This window comes from Brevibacillus sp. NSP2.1 (genome assembly GCF_000470975.2).
In the GTDB taxonomy this organism is placed as follows: Bacteria; Bacillota; Bacilli; order Brevibacillales; family Brevibacillaceae; genus Brevibacillus; species Brevibacillus agri.
The window spans coordinates 3008417-3027537 of the sequence record NZ_CP048274.1 but is presented as its reverse complement, the minus strand read 5'-3'; the positions used below and the strand labels follow the sequence as shown (position 1 = coordinate 3027537).

Annotated in this window: 13 protein-coding genes; all 13 read left to right on the top strand. The window is 57.4% G+C overall.

Annotated elements, in window-relative coordinates; genetic code table 11:
- The first annotated feature begins 1 nt into the window (after position 1).
- The 13 genes from M655_RS14540 (at position 2) to meaB (ending at position 19112) form a co-directional block, all read left to right on the top strand.
- Positions 2 to 1636 carry a peptide ABC transporter substrate-binding protein gene (locus M655_RS14540; protein WP_005829540.1) on the top strand — a complete coding sequence of 545 codons (1635 nt, stop codon included), beginning with the start codon at positions 2 to 4 and terminating at the stop codon, positions 1634 to 1636.
- A gap of 125 nt (positions 1637 to 1761) precedes the next feature.
- Positions 1762 to 3549: a S9 family peptidase gene (locus M655_RS14535; protein WP_035422692.1), complete on the top strand. Its 1788-nt coding sequence runs from the start codon at positions 1762 to 1764 to the stop codon at positions 3547 to 3549.
- Between the two features lie 5 nt (positions 3550 to 3554).
- Positions 3555 to 5573 carry a S9 family peptidase gene (locus tag M655_RS14530; protein ID WP_026557143.1) on the top strand — a complete coding sequence of 673 codons (2019 nt, stop codon included), beginning with the start codon at positions 3555 to 3557 and terminating at the stop codon, positions 5571 to 5573.
- A 36-nt stretch (positions 5574 to 5609) separates the two neighbouring features.
- Entirely contained in the window at positions 5610 to 7010 is a 1401-nt protein-coding gene (locus M655_RS14525) for a M20/M25/M40 family metallo-hydrolase (protein ID WP_005829546.1), read from the top strand.
- Between the two features lie 155 nt (positions 7011 to 7165).
- Positions 7166 to 8137 (top strand): peptide-methionine (S)-S-oxide reductase MsrA, encoded by a 972-nt coding sequence (msrA, locus tag M655_RS14520; protein ID WP_005829548.1) that lies wholly within the window; start codon positions 7166 to 7168, stop codon positions 8135 to 8137.
- A 220-nt stretch (positions 8138 to 8357) separates the two neighbouring features.
- A complete protein-coding gene (locus M655_RS14515) occupies positions 8358 to 9929 on the top strand; it encodes a glutathione ABC transporter substrate-binding protein (protein ID WP_007786397.1) in 1572 nt (523 codons plus the stop codon).
- 230 nt (positions 9930 to 10159) lie between these two features.
- Positions 10160 to 11086 carry a bile acid:sodium symporter family protein gene (locus tag M655_RS14510; protein ID WP_025847681.1) on the top strand — a complete coding sequence of 309 codons (927 nt, stop codon included), beginning with the start codon at positions 10160 to 10162 and terminating at the stop codon, positions 11084 to 11086.
- A gap of 179 nt (positions 11087 to 11265) precedes the next feature.
- Complete coding sequence (locus M655_RS14505) at positions 11266 to 12186, top strand: M15 family metallopeptidase (protein ID WP_005829554.1); 921 nt, start codon at positions 11266 to 11268, stop codon at positions 12184 to 12186.
- 131 nt (positions 12187 to 12317) lie between these two features.
- Positions 12318 to 12965: a TetR/AcrR family transcriptional regulator gene (locus tag M655_RS14500; RefSeq protein ID WP_005829556.1), complete on the top strand. Its 648-nt coding sequence runs from the start codon at positions 12318 to 12320 to the stop codon at positions 12963 to 12965.
- Between the two features lie 227 nt (positions 12966 to 13192).
- On the top strand, positions 13193 to 13729 hold the full coding sequence (accB, locus tag M655_RS14495) for an acetyl-CoA carboxylase biotin carboxyl carrier protein (protein ID WP_025847684.1): 537 nt from the start codon (positions 13193 to 13195) through the stop codon (positions 13727 to 13729).
- Between the two features lie 33 nt (positions 13730 to 13762).
- Positions 13763 to 15889, top strand: coding sequence for a methylmalonyl-CoA mutase family protein (locus M655_RS14490; RefSeq protein ID WP_026557144.1), 2127 nt, complete (start codon positions 13763 to 13765; stop codon positions 15887 to 15889).
- The gene (gene scpA, locus M655_RS14485; protein ID WP_005829562.1) at positions 15886 to 18069 is read left to right on the top strand and encodes a methylmalonyl-CoA mutase; all 2184 of its coding nucleotides are present in this window, start codon (positions 15886 to 15888) and stop codon (positions 18067 to 18069) included. Before M655_RS14490 ends, scpA begins: the two co-directional genes overlap by 4 nt.
- Positions 18066 to 19112 carry a methylmalonyl Co-A mutase-associated GTPase MeaB gene (meaB, locus tag M655_RS14480; RefSeq protein WP_005829564.1) on the top strand — a complete coding sequence of 349 codons (1047 nt, stop codon included), beginning with the start codon at positions 18066 to 18068 and terminating at the stop codon, positions 19110 to 19112. Before scpA ends, meaB begins: the two co-directional genes overlap by 4 nt.
- The last annotated feature ends 9 nt before the right edge of the window (positions 19113 to 19121 follow it).

The following is a 19121-nucleotide window of genomic DNA, read 5'->3' as shown; positions in this document are numbered from 1 at the left end:
TGTGAAGAAACTAGCTGCTTTTGCCCTGTCTCTGTCGCTCGTGGTGCCAGCGCTTGCTGGCTGCGGCGGCAGCGGCGGGACAGCAACCAACGGAGGTGCCGCTACAGGTGCTCCAACTGCTGCGGTCAAACAAGAAGTCGTGTTCAACGCCAAGTCAGAACCGCCTGACTTGAACCCGCTCACCTCCACAGATACGACCTCGTTCTGGATTATGGATCATCTGGGCGAAGGGCTGTACACCAAGGACAAAGAGGGCAATCCGATCCTGGGCGCAGCAAAAGAAGTGAAGCTGTCCGACGACAAGTTGAAGTACACGTTCATTTTGCGTGACGATGCGAAGTGGTCGAACGGCGAGCCGGTGACGGCAGAAGATTTCGCCTATACGTTCATGAAGCACATTGATCCGGCGACTGCTTCCACGACTGCCTATCTGCTCTACTACATTAAAGGAGCAGAGGCTTACAACAAAGGGACTGGAAAAGCAGAAGACGTCGGCATCAAGGCTGTAGACGAAAAAACGCTGGAAATCGAGCTGGTAGCGCCAACTTCCTACTTCGACAAAATGCTCGCAACCCGCTACTGGCATCCGATCAACAAAAAGCTGGCCGAAGCCAATCCAAAATGGGCAGCCGATGCGGAAACGTACATTTCCAACGGCGCGTACAAGCTCGTTTCCTGGAAGCATGACTCCGAGCTGGTCATTGAAAAGAACGAGCATTACTGGAACAAGGACGACGTAAAAATGGAGAAGATCACCTGGAAAATGGTGAACGATGCCACGACGTCCTACCAGATGTACAAAAGCGGCGAGCTTGATTTCAACAAAGAGATGCCTTCTGACATTCTCGCCCAGGAAAAATCAAGCCCTGACTACAAATCCGTTCCATACTACGGCACGTACATGTACATGTTCAACGTAACGAAAGAGCCGTTCACCAACAAAAAGGTCCGCCGTGCTTTCGCAATGGCAATCGACCGCAAAGCGTTGACCGAAATGGTCAGCCAGGGCGGAGAAACGCCAGCTTACTCGATGGTACCGCGCGGAGCGATCACGCCGACAGGCAAAGACTTCCGCGAAGAAGGCGGCGACTACTTCAAAGAAGACGTGGCAGAAGCGAAAAAGCTGCTCGCAGAGGGCATGCAGGAAGAGGGCTGGTCTACTCTGCCTGAAGTAACGCTCATGTACAACACAGATGAGAGCCACAAAAAAGTAGCGCAGGCGATTCAGGAAATGTTGAAGAAAAACCTGGGCGTAGAAGTGAAGATGATGAACCAAGAGTGGAAAGTGTACCTCGACACGACGAAACAAAAGAACTATCAAATGGCTCGTATGGGTTGGGTAGGCCAAATCAGCGACCCGGCGTTTAACCTCGACTACTATTTGGGCGACAGCCCGAACAACCGCACTGGCTGGGTGAACAAGGAGTACGATCAACTCAACATGGCGGCAAAAGTCGAGCAAGATCCGAACAAACGGATGGAATTGCTGCATAAAGCCGAAGCGGTCCTGATGGATGACATGCCGTTCATTCCGATTTACCACTATCAGCAAAACTATTTGGTTAAACCAAACTTGGAAGGTTTGACATATCCGGTCAACGCTTTCCCAAGTGCGCGTTGGGCAACGAAAAAATAGAAAAAAGAGGAGTCTCTCCTCTTTTTTCCCTTTTCTACACGGTCATCCCCACGCAACGATTCGTCAGCGAAGATCCACCTACATACACACGCAACTTACGAGGAAAGGGTGATTGAACCTTGATTATGGACTATTTGCAAGTGAAGTCCGCCTATCAGTTGAAAGTGGTGCCGCAGACAGACGAGCTGACCTTTTTGACCAAGCTGACAGGCATCGCCCAGTTGTGGCGCTGGGACGAAGGGAGCCAGAGCGCGCGCCAGGTGAGCTTTTTGCCTGACAGAGTGGTCGATTTCGGGCATTCGCCGTGCGGGACGAAAACCGTCGTAGGCATGGACAACAAAGGCGACGAACGGCAGCAGTTTTTTTTGTTGACGGACAAAGGGGCTGCCGTCAAGCCGCTCACGGATGCGCCGCAATGTTTCCACTACTTCGGTGGCTGGTCGCCTTGCAGCAAAAAGATCGCCTGGTCGAGCAACCGCAGGCATCCGCGCTGCTTCGACCTGTACGTGCAAGACGTGGACAGCGGTGTCTATGAAGAGGTGTATCGCTTTGACGGGCGCTGCGACCCGATCGCCTGGCTGCCGAATGGCAACGGCCTGATTTTTACCGTGCAGGAAACGAATATCGACAACGCGCTCTACCTGCTCGATCTAAAGAGCAGAGAGGCGAAGAAGCTGCCGATTTGCAGCAAGCAGGCGCGCTTCCAGTCGCTGCAATTGACGAAGGACGGCGAGCACGGCTACATCGTCACAGACCGCGACGACAATACGATGGCGCTTTGCCGCTTTTCGCTGGCAGATGCAGAGCTTGTGAAGCTCGTTCACATCGCGAAGTGGGATATCGAGGAAGCGAAGCTCTCGCCCGACGAGGATTTGCTTGCTTTTACCGTCAATCAGGGCGGGCGTTCCGTTTTGGGCGTTTACTCGCTGGCCGAAGAGCGCTGGGAGTTGGCGGAAAACGTGCCTGGCGGAGTAATTGCCGGATTGGCTTTCCGGGCGGATGAGCAGCTTGCCTTTGCGCTGAAAAGCCCGACCTTGCCCGGCGATATATGGACGTACTCGCTCCGCGAAAAAACAAGCGCGCGCGTGACGAGCATCGGCGTGGCGCGGACGATCCAGGACAAGCTGGTCGAGCCAAAGCTGTGTACGTTCCGTTCGTTCGACGGCCTGGAAGTTCCGTACTTCCTGTACAGCAAGGAAAAAACGGGCAAAAGCCCTGTCGTCGTCTACGTCCACGGCGGGCCGGAGAGCCAGATTCGCGCCGAGTATCATCCGGTTTTTCAATATTTGGCCAATCAAGGCTTCACCGTCGTGGCTCCGAATGTGCGCGGCAGCATGGGCTACGGCCGGGAGTACGTGCAGCTCGACGATCGCCGCAAACGGATGGACTCTGTCGCCGATCTCGCCTGGCTGGTCAAAGACCTGTCGCAAAAAGACACGGTCGACCCGCAAGCAATCGGTATCATGGGCCGCAGCTACGGAGGCTTCATGGTGCTGGCCGCTCTGACCCATTACCCCGACCTGTGGGCTGCCGGAGTGGATATCGTCGGCATTTCGCACTTCCGCACGTTCCTGGAAAACACCGGGGAATGGCGGAGAAAGCTGCGCGAGGTCGAGTACGGATATTTGGGCGAGGACGACGATTTCTTCGAAGAGATCGCGCCGCTGAATCACTCCGCCAAGATCAAGGCGCCGTTGCTCGTCTTCCACGGGCGCAACGACACCCGCGTACCCGTAAGCGAGGCAGAACAGCTTGTGGCGGATATGCAGGCCAGAGGGCAGCAGGTTTCGCTGCACGTCTTCGAGGACGAGGGTCATTTCACGGAAAAGCTCGCCAACCACATCACGCTGAACCAGAGCATTACGCAGTTTTTCTTGCAGCATCTACAGCCTTCCCATAGTGAAAAGGAGTGAGGGGCATGACCAAACGAGGAATGACCGCAGAAGATTTGTACCAACTGAAGTACGCGAGCGATCCCCAACTGTCTCCGGACGGGCGCACCGTCGTCTACGTAGAAACCTCGATTGACGAGGAACATGCGTACCGCAACCATCTGTACGTAAGAGAGCTGGCAGCGGCAGAGCCGCGGGCGCTGACGACAGGCGCTGTGCGCGACACGTATCCGCGCTGGTCGCCGGATGGCTCGCAGCTTTCGTTCGTCTCCAAGCGTTCCGGCACGTCACAGGTGTGGCTGATGGACGCTACCGGAGGCGAGCCGCGCCAGCTCACTTTCTGCAAGGCAGGAGCAAGCACTCCGATCTGGTCGCCGGATGGCCGCTACATCGCGTTTTCTGCCCTGCTGGATCGCGGTGAGACGTTCCACGACCGCGAAGGCGAAGGCGAAAAGAAAGCGACTGCCCCGAAAGTCATCCACGTGGAGCGGATGAAATACAAGTCCGACGACCACGGCTACTTGTACGAAAAAACCCGGCAACTGGCACTGGTCGATGTGCAATCGGGAGAAATCACGGCGCTCACGGACGGCCCGTACCACCATACGGTCGGCTCCTGGTCGCCGGATGGACAATGGCTGGCGATCACGGCCAACCGCACGGAAAATCCCGACATGCAGCACAGCCTCGATGTGTACCTCATCCCGATTGCGGGAGGGGAATGGAAAAAGCTGACGAGCAGCAACGGAACCTTCTTTTATCCAACCTGGTCGGCGGACGGCAAAAAGCTCGCCTATATTGGCAGCGTGTCTGAAACCTACCTGAATGCGACGCAAAAGAAAGTATGGGTCTACGATTTGGAAAGCGGCCAGCAGACGTGCGTGACGGCAGACTGGGATGTGCAGATTGGCGATTCGACGATTGGCGACGTGCGCTCCCCGGGACATCCGAATCCGGGCGCGGTCTGGACAGAGGACGGAAGCGCGCTGTACGTGATCGTGAGCGAGCGCGGCAACTCCGGCATTTATCGCGTGTCGCTCGGTGGCGAGGCGACGCGCATCGTCGGCGGCAATCGCAACGTGTACGGATTTACCTTCCACGAGCAGCAGCAGACGGTGATCGCGGCCATTAGCGATCCGCTCATCCCTGGCGATTTGTACCAGATTGATTTGACGACAGGAGCCGAGCGACGTCTGACAGAGCTGAACCGCGACTTTTTTGCGGATGTGGAGCTGTCCGTGCCGGAAGAAATCGAGTTTACCGCACAAGACGGCTGGAACGTGCACGGTTGGATTTTGAAGCCGGTCGGCTACCAGCCAGGCGAAAAGTACCCGCTCGTCCTGCAAATCCACGGCGGCCCGCACTCGATGTACGGCAACACGTTTTTCCACGAGTTTCAGCTTTTGGCGGGAAAAGGCTACGCGGTGCTCTACACGAATCCGCGCGGCAGCTTCGGCTACGGCGAGCGCTTCATGCAGGCGTGCTGCGGCGATTACGGCGGCAAAGATTACCTCGACCTGATGAGCGCGGTCGATTACGCGTGCGCACAGTTCGACTTCGTGGACGAGTCGCGCCTCGGGGTAGCTGGCGGCAGCTACGGCGGCCTTATGACCAACTGGATCGTCGGGCAGACGAACCGCTTCAAGGCCGGGGTGACAGATCGCAGCATTTGCAACTGGATGAGCTTTTACGGCGTGAGCGACATCGGCTACTACTTCAGCGCAGAGGAAATTCAGGCGAATCCGTTCACCAACCCGGAAAAAATGTGGCATCACTCGCCGATCCGCCTCGTCGCCAACATGGAGACGCCGCTGTTGATTATGCACGGAGAACAGGATCACCGCTGCCCGATCGACCAAGCCGAGCAGCTTTACATCACGCTGAAACATCAAGGCAAGGCTCCCGTGTCTTTCGTCCGCTTCCCCGGCGCCAGCCACGAGCTGTCCCGCAGCGGCGACCCGGAGCAGCGCGTCCTCAGATTGCAGTACACCGCAGACTGGTTCGCGACGTACATGGAGCCGAAGGTGCCGAGCTTGCAGCAGTAATCGTACCACCCATTCGGTCTTGAGGAGGAGCGTACCATGAACAAGGAACAAGTATTGGGCTACGTCCAGGAAATATTGCCGGAGGCTGTCGACCGACTGAAGCAATACGCCAGCTTTCCAACAGTGTCCGCGCAGCATAAAGCGATCCCGGAGACGGTGGAATACGTGGTGCAGATGATTCGCGAGGCGGGCGGCGAGACAAAAGTTCTCGACGACCTGGGCGGCAATCCGGTCGTCTACGCCTTTTTTGCAGCGGGCAGCGAAGGCGACGCGAGCAAAACGTTGCTCTACTACAACCACTACGACGTTCAGCCGCCAGAGCCGTTCAACGAGTGGCAGACCGAGCCGTTCACGCCGACCGAGATCGACGGCAAGCTGTTCGCGCGCGGAGTGGCAGACAACAAGGGCGACCTCGTGGCGCGGCTTTCCGCGATCAAAATCTTGCAGCAAAAGCTGGGCGGCCTGCCGTGCAACATCAAGTTTTTGATCGAAGGCGAGGAAGAGATCGGCAGCCCGAACCTGGAGCCGTATTTGCGCAAGTACAAAGACCTGTTTGCAGCCAATGCGTGCATCTGGGAGTTCGGCGGAAAAGACGAGGCTGAGCGCATCAGCATGGTCGCCGGAATCAAAGGTATGGCGTATTTGGAGCTGACGTGCGTAGGCGCGGACATCGACATGCATTCCTCCGTGGGCGCGTATGTCGACAACGCGGCGTGGCGCTTGGTGCAAGCTTTGGCGACGATGAAAAACCAGCAAAACGAAATTTTGGTAGAAGGCTTTTTCGACGGGATCGTGGAGCCGACAGAAGAGGAAAAGCAGGTCGTGGCCGCGCTGCCGTTCAGCGAGGAAGCGACGGCGCAGCTATACGGCTTGAAGCGCCCGCTGATTACGGCGGCAAAAGGGGTAGACCCGCGTGAAGCGATGGTGTTCCATCCGACGATGACGATTTGCGGGCTGGACAGCGGCTACACGGGCGAAGGCGCGAAAACGGTTTTGCCGAAGGTGGCAAAAGCCAAGGTCGATTGCCGCCTCGTCCCAGGCCAAGACCCGGACCACATCCTGCGCTGCGTCGAGGCTCATCTGCAAAAGCACGGCTTCGACGACATTTCCGTCACGATGATTAACGGCCAAAAAGCGTACCGCTCCGCTTTCCGCCATCCGTTCGTCGCCCATGTGCTCGATTCCGCACGGGTTATTTATGAAAACGAGCCTGTGCTCGCGCCAAATGCGGCAGGAACTGGCCCGATGTACATTTTCGGGGAGCAACTTCAACTGCCCGTCGTCAGCACAGGTGTAGGCTGGGTCGGCTGCAAGGTACACGCTCCGAACGAATCTATCCGTCTGAAAGACTTTGAGGAAGGCATTGCCCACATGGTCGTGATGCTCTCCGGCTTTGCCCAGGCGCTGTCCGGGGCTGAAAAAGAAGTGGAAGCGTAAGCGCAAATTTCATTTCCCCCATTTCAAGACCTCGTCCAGACGGGGTCTTTTTTTACCCGGTTGCTGTTTGCGACAGCTACGGAGTGGACTTTCATTTTGCAAACCATGTACAATCGACTTAGCGAAGCTGTCGTATATTTCAGGAGGCGAATGGCATGAACAGCGAACATTCCCGGTTTGAAACCGCAACCTTTGCAGGTGGCTGCTTCTGGTGCATGGTCAGCCCGTTTGACAAGCTGCCAGGAATTGAAAAGGTTGTGTCCGGCTATACAGGCGGACATGTGGAAAACCCGACTTATGAACAAGTATGCTCCGGGACGACCGGGCATTTTGAGGCTGTACAGATTACGTACGATCCTGCGCTCATCTCCTACGAGGAGCTGCTGCAAATGTTTTGGAGACAGATCGACCCGACAGATGCAGGCGGCCAATTCGGAGATCGCGGACAGTCTTACGCTCCGGCGATTTTCTTTCACACCCCCGAGCAGGAGCGGCTGGCGATCCAGTCACGCGACGAGCTTGCGCAAAGCGGGCGTTTTCAGAAGCCGATTGCGACCTTGATTTTGCCTGCCAAGCCGTTTTACCCGGCGGAGGAGTATCACCAGGACTACTACAAGAAAAATCCGCTGCGCTATCAGTATTACAAGGCGGCGTCCGGCAGGGCGAAGTTCATCAAGGAAGCGTGGCGCGACAAACAGAAGCAGGAAGAACTGAAAAAGAAACTGACGCCGATTCAGTACGAAGTGACGCAAAACAACGGCACGGAGCGCCCGTTTGCCAACGAGTTCTGGAATCACAAGGAAGAGGGCATCTACGTCGACATCGTTTCCAACGAGCCGCTGTTTTCCTCGCTGGACAAATTCGATGCGGGCTGCGGCTGGCCGTCTTTCACGAAGCCGCTGCAAAGCGAGAACGTTACCGAGCACATTGACCTGTCTCACAACATGATTCGTACAGAGGTGCGCAGCAAGCACGCGGACTCCCATCTCGGGCACGTGTTCGAGGACGGCCCGGGGGAAAACGGCTTGCGCTACTGCATCAACTCTGCGGCGCTGCGCTTCATTCCAAAAGACAAACTGGAAGAGGAAGGCTTCGGCGAGTATAAAAAGCTGTTTGAAAACAAATAACGCCAGTTGCTGTTCCTTGCGCATCGCGAGGATCGGGCCGCCATTCTCTGTGGATTTTTTTGGGAAGGGCGGTCTTTTTGTACAGTTTAAGAATGGATAAGATTCTTATCCAGTATAAGGGCAACGAAGGCTGCGGCAATGGCTTGGCGCAGCCAAGTTTTCTCATCCAAAACAAGCGCGCCTCACAGGCTTACATGGAAAGGATGCGAGAGAGTCCACCATGATCCGAAAGAGACTTTTCCACAGCTTGCTTGGACTGCTGCTCGCAGCGACGATGCTTGCGGGCTGTTCCATGGGGGTGGAACCGCCTGCGGAAAACGAGAGCCCGCCACCAAAAGCGGGGGCTGAGGGAGGCACCTTGGTCGTCGCCCGCATGTCTGATGCGACCAATCTCGACCCGCACTTCATTTCTACCATCAATGCAGCCAGTGTGGTGCACCAAAAAGTTTACGAGGGGCTGGTCAAGCGGGATGCCAACATGGTGATCGCGCCGCAGCTTGCCCTCTCCTGGAGGCAGGTGAACGACCTGGTGTGGGAGTTCAAGCTGCGTCAGGGCGTGTTCTTCCACGACGGTACGCCGTTTGACGCTGCAGCGGTCAAAAAGACGCTGGACCGGGTGATGGACCCAAAAACGGCTTCTCCGCGGGCTGCGATGTTCGACAAGATCAAGGAAGTCAAAATCATCGACCCGTACACGGTGCAGTTTCTTTTGGAAAAGCCGTTTGCGCCGCTGCTGTCCATTTTGGCCAGTCACGAAGGCAGCATCATCAGCCCGAAAGCCATCGACGAGTACGGCCGCGAGCTTTCCGCGCACCCTGTCGGGACAGGGCCGTTTCTGTTTCGCTCCTGGGAGCCTGGCCGGCAGATCGTGCTGGACAAAAACCCGCACTATTGGGGCGATCAGCCGAAGCTCGATCGCGTCGTCTTCCGCGTCGTCGCCGACGACACGAAGCGGATTGCGCTGGTCGAAAACGGCGAGGCCCATGTGGCCGAGTCCATTCCGGTGCAGGACATCGAGCGGCTGTCCGCGTCCAATCGTCTGCGCGTCTACCGCAGCGAGGCGTTGGGCACGGAGTTTATCGGGTTCAACGTGGCGGCGGGGCCGCTGCGCGATCTCCGCGTCAGACAGGCGATCAGCTCTGCCATCGAGACGGGCGCGATCATCAAAGGCGTGTACAACAACGTAGGAACGCAGGCCAATTCGCCACTCGGCCCGAAAGTGTTCGGCTACAGTCCTTCCGTCAAAAGCTATCCGTACGACTTGAACAAAGCGCGGGAGCTGCTCGCCAAAGCCGGCTATCCGAACGGCTTTTCCATCCGCATGCTGACCTATGACCGCAACGACCGCGTTACGGTCGCGCAGGTGATCCGCTCGCAGCTAAAAGGCATCGGGATTGATGCCAGGCTCGAAGTGGTCAGCTACGCCGATTTTGTCACGCAGATCGAGAAGACGAGGACGCACGAAATATTCGTCAGCGGCTGGGGCAATGCGACAGGCGATGCGGACTACAATCAGTACAACCTGTTTCACACCCAGGGCGGCGGGGCCGGAAACAGCTTTCAGTACAGCAACCCGGAGCTGGACAGGCTACTTGACGCCGGAAGAGTGGAGACAGACCCGGCCAAAAGGCTTGCGATCTACGCCAAGGCGCAGGAGCTGGAGCTGCGCGACGCTTTGCTCGTACCGATCCGCAACCTGGAAAACCTCGCCGTCATCAGCACGGACATCCAGGGCTTTTCCATCAGTCCGGCAGGCTATCTGATGCTCGATCAGGTGAGCTTGCAAAAATAAAAAAGGCGGCAGCACGGCGCACGAAGTGGCTGTGCTCTAGGGCGGAACCCGAAGACGCGCTTGCACAACAGCGCGTCTTTTTGTTGCTTTGTTACGCGCAGGCTATAGCTGTATAGGTTTTAAGTATAGATAGAATGGTCGAAAAGGATAGAAGAATCAAAAAACGTGCAGTATAATCAAAAATATTTTAAATAGCCGTAAAACATAGAGAAAGAGTAGGAGAGAGAAACATGCATACTGTGGAGAGAATCAGCAAGTTTGTCGGCAGCACGTTTTCGCTATGGGTGATCCTGTTTGCCATTCTCGGTTTTTTCATGCCGGAAGCGTTCGTCGGAGGAAAAGGCTACATTTCGTTTTTGCTCGGGAGCATTATGTTCGGGATGGGGCTGACATTGTCGTCCGAAGATTTTCGCGAAGTGTTTCGCAGGCCAGTCGATGTGCTGATCGGCGTCGTCGGCCATTATTTGATTATGCCTTCGCTCGCGTTCATCCTCGCGGTTACGTTGCAGCTTCCGCCTGATATTGCCGTCGGCGTCATTTTGGTCGGCTGCTGTCCAAGCGGAACGGCGTCCAACGTCATGACCTATTTGTCAAAAGGGGACGTGGCGCTCGGTGTGTCCATCGCCGCCGTGTCCACGCTGATCGCGCCGATTGCCACGCCTGCGCTCATCTCGCTTTTGGCCGGCAAGTGGATGGCGATTGATGCGAAGTCGCTGTTTCTCGATATCGTCCTGGTTGTGATTGTGCCGATTGTGCTCGGTGTCATCGTCAAGGCGTTTTTCGGCAAGCAGGCGGAGGCGAGTGCAAAAGCGCTGCCGCTCGTATCCACCATCGCGATTGTGCTGATCGTGGCGATCGTCGTCGCCCTGAACAAAGGCAAGATCGTCGAAACGGGCATGATGATTTTCGCAGTCGTCATCTTGCACAATGTGCTTGGCTACTTGCTCGGCTATTTCTTCGCCAAGCTGTTCGGGCTGAACCTGGCCAAGCGCAAAGCGGTCACGCTGGAAACAGGGATGCAAAACTCCGGTCTCGGCGCCGCGCTTGCAGCCGCTCACTTCAACCCGCTGGCAGCCGTGCCGAGCGCCATTTTCAGCGTCTGGCACAATCTGTCCGGGTCGGTGCTCGCTACGTACTTTGCGAAAAAAGAAGAATAGTACGTATGACAACCGATCGCTCGGGGTGGCATGATGATTTTTTGCCGATACAGACAACGTTCCTGTAACGAAACGGGCCCGATTTATGTCATAATGGGTACGTACTTCCGCTTTGCAGGACGTACCCAACACCTTTTGGGCTGACTTTGTAGCCGGGCCCGATTCGAAAGGACGTCAAGATGAAACGTTTTGCCAATTGTACAAACCATCCGATCATACTGGTAACGGCAGCGCTTCTTGCGCTGTCGGGGTGCAGCGGCTTGGCCGGGCCTGCTCCGCAGGAAAAAACGGCTCCGCCCGCGACAGCGCCGGAACAGACGAAGCAGAAGAGCGTAAAGCCAGAGGAGAGCAAGCCGGCGGATCAGCAGCCGGCACCTTCTGCAAAAACCGCGCCGCCGGCCGAGGCCAAGCCGGATGAGGCAAAGCAAACCGAAGCCCAACCGCCGAAAAAGCCGCCTGCCAAAGCGGCCGCAGACACCGAGGCGATGCTTGCGGATATCGAGGTAGTCGCCGAGCCAGCGAGCATGGCCGTTCTCGTCAACAAGCAGCGCAAGCTCCCGGAAAACTACACGCCAACCGACCTCGTTTTCCCGAATGTGCCTTACCTGCTCCCGAAAAAGAGCGAGAAGCGGAAGCTGCGCAAAGAGGCAGCAGCGGCACTGGAAGCGTTGTTTGCTGCGGCGAAAGCAGACGGAGTCTCGCTTGCGGGCGTATCCGCCTACCGCTCCCACACCTATCAAAAAGCGCTGTTCAACCGCTACGTGCAAAAAGACGGAGTAGAAAAGGCGCGCACGTACAGCGCCGTGCCTGGCACGAGCGAGCATGAGACGGGACTTGCGATCGACGTCTCCGGCATCGACGGCAAATGCGCCGCGACGAGCTGCTTTGCGGACACAAAAGAAGCGAAGTGGCTTGCCGAGCACGCTCAAGAATACGGCTTTATCATCCGCTACCCGGAAGGCAAAGAGGCGATTACCGGCTACATGTACGAACCGTGGCATTTGCGCTATGTCGGGACAGAAATCGCCAAGGAAATCAAAGCGCAAGGCATCACCCTGGAAGAGTATTTGGGCGTGGTTCCAGCTTCCGCAAGCGAATAGCGATCATCCGCAAAACGCGACGCCGATTTTTCGCCCGATGAAAAATCGGCGTTTTTCCTGCCCGGCTGCTGTTCGCGCAATCTGCCATTGAGAAACGGATTTCTATGCTATAATGATCTCGGGTGAAGATAATGAGCGAAAAATCAATCAGAGAACGAATCATCGAAACATCCATGCGCTTGTTCGAAGCACATGGCTACCACCGGGTGACCGTCGACCAAATCGTCAAGGAAAGCGGAACCTCGAAGGGAGGATTTTATCACAACTTCAAATCCAAGGATGAACTCCTCTACATCATTCACGACCAATTCATTACGTACGTTCTGGAAAAAGCAGAGGAAGCTTACGAGAAATGGGATACGCCGACGGAACGCCTGCAGGCGATCGTAAAATCGTTTGTCATGATGATTGATCTGTACCGCTCACAGGTAACGATTTTTTATCAGGAAAGCCTCTTTTTGACCCCGGAATATTTTACGGATATTGAAACGAAGCGGGATCGCTACAAAAAGATCATGTTTACGGTCATCTCGGACGGGATTCAGTCAGGCGAATTTCGGCCGGAGCTGCCTGTGCCGATCGTCTCCATGGCGATTTTCGGCATGGTCAACTGGATTTACAAATGGTATCAAAAAACAGGGACGTACTCGATCGAGCAGATTGCGGACATTTACGCCGACATGGTGCTGCATTCCGTTTTGAAGCCCGAGGCGATGGAAAATCCGGCGTTCAACCGTTTTTTCCTGACGTCTGGCGACACGCCGTTCAAGTCGTTTTAAAGCAGGAGGGATCAGGCGGCTACTCGCCGTTTGCTGGCAAGAGAGCAGGGGCATAGTCGCTTCACGGTCCGCTTAAAAATGTATCGCGCAGACTGACTGGTTGGTCTGTACTATTATTCAGATATTTGCTATAATCAGCAAAAGACCAACTGGTCGGTCCAGTAGACACTCCACAGACCAACCAGTCGGTTCGTAAAAGACAGACTCGGAACACGGGAGGAATAAGTGTGCTGACGATCTATGAATTGAGAGAACTTGTAAAGCTGTTGGAGCAGACGGACATAGAATCGCTCGAAGTAAAAGACGAGGAATCCCGCCTGCGCATCAAACGACGCACGAATGAGACTGCGACAGCCGACAAAGCGGCCTACGTGCAAAAGACGGAGCCTGGCAAAAAAGCGGCTGCGGTCGTTGCCTTGCCACAACCTGAAAAAGCGCCTGTCCAGCAACCGAAGCCGCAACCTGTGGCTGTAGCTGTAGCAGAAAAAGTCGCTCCGGCCGCAGTCGCTGAACAGACGGAAAGTTTGCACAAAATTACCTCCCCGATGGTCGGGACCTTCTATGCCGCTCCGGCCGAGGATGCTCCGCCGTACGTTTCCGCGGGCGACCGCGTAGAGCCGTCAAGCATCGTTTGTATTGTCGAGGCCATGAAGCTGTTTAACGAGATTGAGGCAGAGGTAAAAGGGGAAATCGTTCAAGTACTGGTGGAAAATGGTCAGTTGGTTGAGCATGGTCAGCCGCTGTTTCTCGTAAAGCTTGCCTAGAAGGAAAGCGCGATTGAAGGGAGGTCTGGACAAGTGAACAAAGACACGCTGTTTACGCAATTTCCCGTGCCGACGTACGAGCAGTGGCGGGAAGCCGCAGAAAAATCGTTGAAGGGCGCGTCATTCGATGCCAAACTGTTGACCAAGACGTATGAAGGAATCGTCCGCCAGCCGATCTACCGGACGGAAGATGTCGCAACATTGCCACAGCTAGACGTGGAGCCGGGCCAGGCGCCATTTGTCAGGGGAACGAAAAGTCCGTACGGAGGCGGCGCACAGCGCTGGGAGGTCTGCCAGGAGATGACGGCCTCGGACGCCAAGGCGTTTAACGAAACGGCCCTCGCGGATTTGGCTCGCGGACAAACGATGCTGCACCTCGTCCTCGACCGGGCGGCACGGGCAGGACTGGACCCGGATGAAGCGCTGCCAGAAGACATCGGAGCAGGAGGCGTCTCGCTTTTTTCCGTGGAGGATTTGGCTGAGGCGCTGCGCGGACTGAACCTGGAGGAACTGCCGATTTTCATCCCATCCGGGCCGCTCGGCTTGCCAGTGTTTGCCCTCGTGTTGGCTCATCTGGAAGCGAGCGGGTGCAAAGCCGGAGAACTGCGCGGCTGCATCGGCCAAGACCCGGTGGCAGTGCTGCTCGCAGATGGCGAGCTTCCGTACTCGCTGGACACGGCGTTTGCCGCCATGGCGAAAATGACGCGCTGGGCGAGCGAGCATGCGCCGCAGCTCAAAACGATTCTCGTCCAAGGCAACGCCTACTACGAAAGCGGCGGTCATGCGGTTGCCGAGCTTGCGTTTTCGCTGGCGACGGGCGTTGACTACATCCAGGCCATGCTGGAGCGCGGGCTGTCGATTGAGGAAGCGGCGGGCCGGATGCAGTTTTCTTTTTCTATCGGCTCTGACGTGTTCATGGAAATCGCGAAGCTGCGGGCCGCGAAAATGCTCTGGGCGAATATCGTCGCTTCCTATGGAGGCTCGACCGAGGCCCAGAAGATGAAGATTCACGCGCGGACGGCCGCCTGGACGAAAACGGTGTACGATCCGTACGTCAACATGCTGCGCGCGACGACGGAAGCGTTTTCGGCGATTGTCGGCGGGGTAGACAGCCTGCACGTGTCGGCGTTCGACGAAGCGATCCGCCCGGCAAACGAATTTTCCCGGCGCATTGCCCGCAACACGCAAATCATTTTGGAGCAGGAGGCGCACTTGGCGAAGGTGGCAGACCCTGCCGGCGGCTCGTGGTACGTGGAATGGCTCACCGATGAGCTGGCGAAAAAAGCGTGGGAGCTGTTTTTGCAGGTAGAGGAAAAGGGCGGCATGCTTCGGGCGCTGGCGGAAGGCTTCCCGCAAAGCGTGATTGCAGAGAGCGCCGCGCGCAAGGAAAAAGATATCGCCGAGCGCAAAAGCCGCATCGTCGGCACGAACATGTATCCGAATCCGTCCGAGCAGCCGTTGCCGCAACAGGCGGCACCTGCCCTGCATGAACAGCGCATCGCCGAGCTGCACGCTCATCGGGCGAGAACAGCGCCGTCTGCGTTTTCCGAACGGCTGGCAAAGCTCGCGCACGACGCAGAAGATTGGGTCGGCCATGCGGTACAGGCCGCGCTCGCCGGAGCGACCATAGGCGATATCGCCAAAGCGCTGACCCGCTTCGGGCAAACAGCGACCGTCATTGCCCCGCTGCGCACGCACCGCGCGGCCGAGGCGTTTGAAGCGCTCCGCAAGCAGGCGGACGCATATACGCACAGAACCGGGCAGCGCCCGAGCGTCTTTCTCGCGGCAGTCGGCCCTGTGGCGAAGCATAAGGCGAGGGCGGATTTTGTCGCCGAGTTTTTTGCCGTCGGAGGCTTTGCGGTTTTGCGCCCGCAAGCATACGGCACTGCCGCAGAGGCCAAGGAAGCGGCGCTCGCCTCCGGAGCCAAAATTACCGTCATCTGCTCCGACGATGCGAGCTATCCCGAGCTGGTGCCGCCGCTCGCCCAGGCGCTCAAGCAGGAAGCTGCCGACATGACCGTGCTGCTTGCCGGCTTGCCTGACGCCGAGCAGTTGGCCGCGTACAAGGCGGCTGGCGTAGATGACTGCATCCATTTGCGCTCCAATTGCTATCAGATGCTGCGAGAACTTCAGGAGCGGACAGGAGTGAGCTCACGATGAACAGACCTGATTTTTCCAAAGTGCCGTATCGTGGCAGCCGGGACATTTCCGATCTGTTTCCAAACCATGTGGCATCCGCCGAAGCGAAAAAGCTTCTGGATGAGCAGATTTGGCAGACGCTGGAGCAAATTCCCGTCAAGCCTCTCTATACAAAAGAAGACGTGCAAGGCATGACGCATCTCGGCTACATGCCGGGCTTGCCGCCGTATTTTCGCGGGCCGTATCCGACGATGTACGTGACGCAGCCGTGGACGGTGCGCCAGTATGCCGGCTTTTCCACGGCGGAGGAGAGCAACGCCTTCTATCGCCGCAATTTGGCGGCCGGACAAAAAGGGCTGTCGATTGCCTTTGACCTCGCGACGCATCGCGGCTACGATTCCGACCACCCGCGGGTCGTCGGCGACGTCGGGAAGGCCGGGGTGGCGGTAGACTCGATTCTCGACATGAAAATTTTGTTCGACGGCATTCCGCTGGACAAAATGTCTGTCTCGATGACGATGAACGGAGCGGTGCTGCCGATCATGGCGTTTTACATCGTGGCGGCAGAAGAGCAGGGCGTCTCGCAGGACCAGTTGACCGGAACGATCCAAAACGACATTTTGAAGGAATACATGGTGCGCAATACGTACATTTATCCGCCGGAAGCGTCGATGAAGATCATTTCCGATATTTTCGCCTACACCTCGAAGCACATGCCGAAATTCAACAGCATCAGCATCTCCGGCTACCACCTGCAGGAAGCGGGCGCGACGGCGGACATCGAGCTGGCGTACACGCTGGCAGACGGGCTGGAGTACGTGCGCACAGGGCTTGCCGCTGGAATCGACATCGACGCATTCGCGCCGCGCCTGTCGTTTTTCTGGGCGATCGGCATGAACTACTTCATGGAAGTCGCGAAAATGCGGGCAGCCCGCCTGATCTGGGCGAGCCTCATCAAGCAGTTCAACCCGAAAAACGAAAAGTCGATGGCGCTGCGAACCCACTCGCAGACGTCCGGCTGGAGCCTGACGGAGCAAGACCCGTACAACAACGTCGTGCGGACGTGCATCGAAGCGATGGCGGCGGCGCTCGGGCATACCCAGTCGCTGCATACGAACGCGCTCGACGAGGCAATCGCGCTGCCGACCGACTTTTCTGCCCGGATTGCGCGCAACACACAGCTTTTTTTGCAGGACGAGACGCAGATTACGAAGGTCGTCGATCCGTGGGCTGGCTCGTACTACGTCGAGTCGCTGACGGCGCAGCTCGTGGAAAAAGCGTGGGCGCACATCGAAGAGATCGAAGCGCTGGGCGGCATGGCCAAGGCGATTGAGACGGGCCTGCCGAAAATGAAGATCGAGGAAGCGGCAGCGAGACGCCAGGCGCACATCGACTCGGCGAAGGAAGCGATCATCGGCGTAAACAAATATCGGCTGGACAAGGAAGACCCGCTGGAAATTCTCGAAGTCGACAATACGGCGGTGCGCGAGGCGCAAATCCGGCGGTTGCAGGAGCTGCGCCAAAACCGCGACGAGGCGAGAGTGCAGGCGGCTCTGGCGGCGATTACGGAGTGCGCGCGCACAGGCGAAGGCAACCTGCTTGCGCTGGCGATCGAAGCGGCGCGGGCACGGGCTTCGCTCGGGGAAATATCCGACGCCTACGAAAAAGTGGTCGGCCGCCACAAAGCGGTCATTCGCTCGATCAGCGGCGTCTACAGCTCGGAATACGCGGATGCGGAAGAAGTGGCAGCCGTGCGCAAGATGGCGGACGAGTTCGAGCAGTGGGAAGGCAGACGCCCGCGCATCATGATCGCCAAAATGGGCCAGGACGGGCACGACCGAGGCGCCAAAGTGATCGCGACTGCTTTTGCCGACCTCGGCTTTGACGTCGACATCGGGCCGCTGTTCCAGACACCGGAGGAAACAGCCAAGCAAGCGGTGGAAAACGACGTGCACGTCATCGGCTTCAGCTCGCTGGCCGCAGGGCACAAGACGCTGCTGCCGCAACTCGTCGAGGAGCTGAAAAAGCTCGGGCGCGAGGACATCGTCGTCGTCATCGGCGGGGTCATTCCGCCGCAAGATTACGCGTTTTTGCGCGAGCACGGCGCTGCTGCCATCTTCGGTCCGGGTACGGTGATTCCGGTAGCGGCCCAGCACGTTTTGCAGGAGATTGTGCATCGGCTGGAGGCTGCTGGCCTATGAGCGCAGGTGGAGACGGCAAGGCTTCGCTGAACTTTTCCTCCAAAGTCCGCCTCCCGCGCCTCTCCGTCGAGCAGTACGTAAAGGGCGTGCGCGAAAACAACCGGACCGTGCTCGCGCAGGCGATTACGCTTGTCGAGAGCAACTCCGCCGCCCATATGGAGATGGCCCAGGAGGTGATCCGCCAGCTTTTGCCGCACACGGGAAATTCGATTCGCATCGGCGTGTCCGGCGTGCCGGGAGCGGGCAAGAGTACGTTTATCGAAGCATTTGGCACGATGCTGTGCGAAAAAGGCCACCGGGTCGCCGTGCTCGCGGTCGATCCGAGCAGCACGGTGACGCGCGGCAGCATTCTCGGGGACAAGACGCGGATGGAGCTGTTGTCGCGCAATCCGCAGGCGTTCATCCGGCCGTCCGCGACGGGCGGGACGCTGGGCGGCGTCAACCGCAAGACGCGGGAGACGATGCTGATTTGCGAAGCGGCAGGCTACGACGTGATCCTGGTCGAGACGGTCGGTGTCGGGCAAAGCGAGACGACGGTCAGGTCGATGGTCGATTTCTTTTTGCTGCTGATGCTGACGGGAGCCGGCGACGAGCTGCAAGGCATCAAAAAAGGCATCATGGAAATTGCCGATGCGCTGTTGATTCACAAGGCAGACGGGGAAAACCGCACCCGCGCGCTGATCGCCAAGGGCGAATACAACCGGGTGCTGCACTACTTGCAGCCTGCGACAACCGGCTGGGAGACGAAGGCGTACATGTGTTCGTCCGTGACTGGCGAAGGGATTCCCGAGATATGGGACGTCATCGGACAGTTCCGCGAGACGACCGTGAAGTCAGGCGGCTTCGAGGCCCGGCGCAAGGCGCAACTGCTCGACTGGATGCACAGCATGGCGCAGGACTATTTGCGCGCGACGTTTTTCGGCAATCCGCAGGTCGCGCAACTGCTGCCGGCGATTGAACAGGCTGTAGCCAGCGGAGAGCTGTCGCCGACGAGCGCCGTTCAGCAACTGGTGGCAGTCTACGAAAAAGCGATCATGAAATAGGGACAGGAA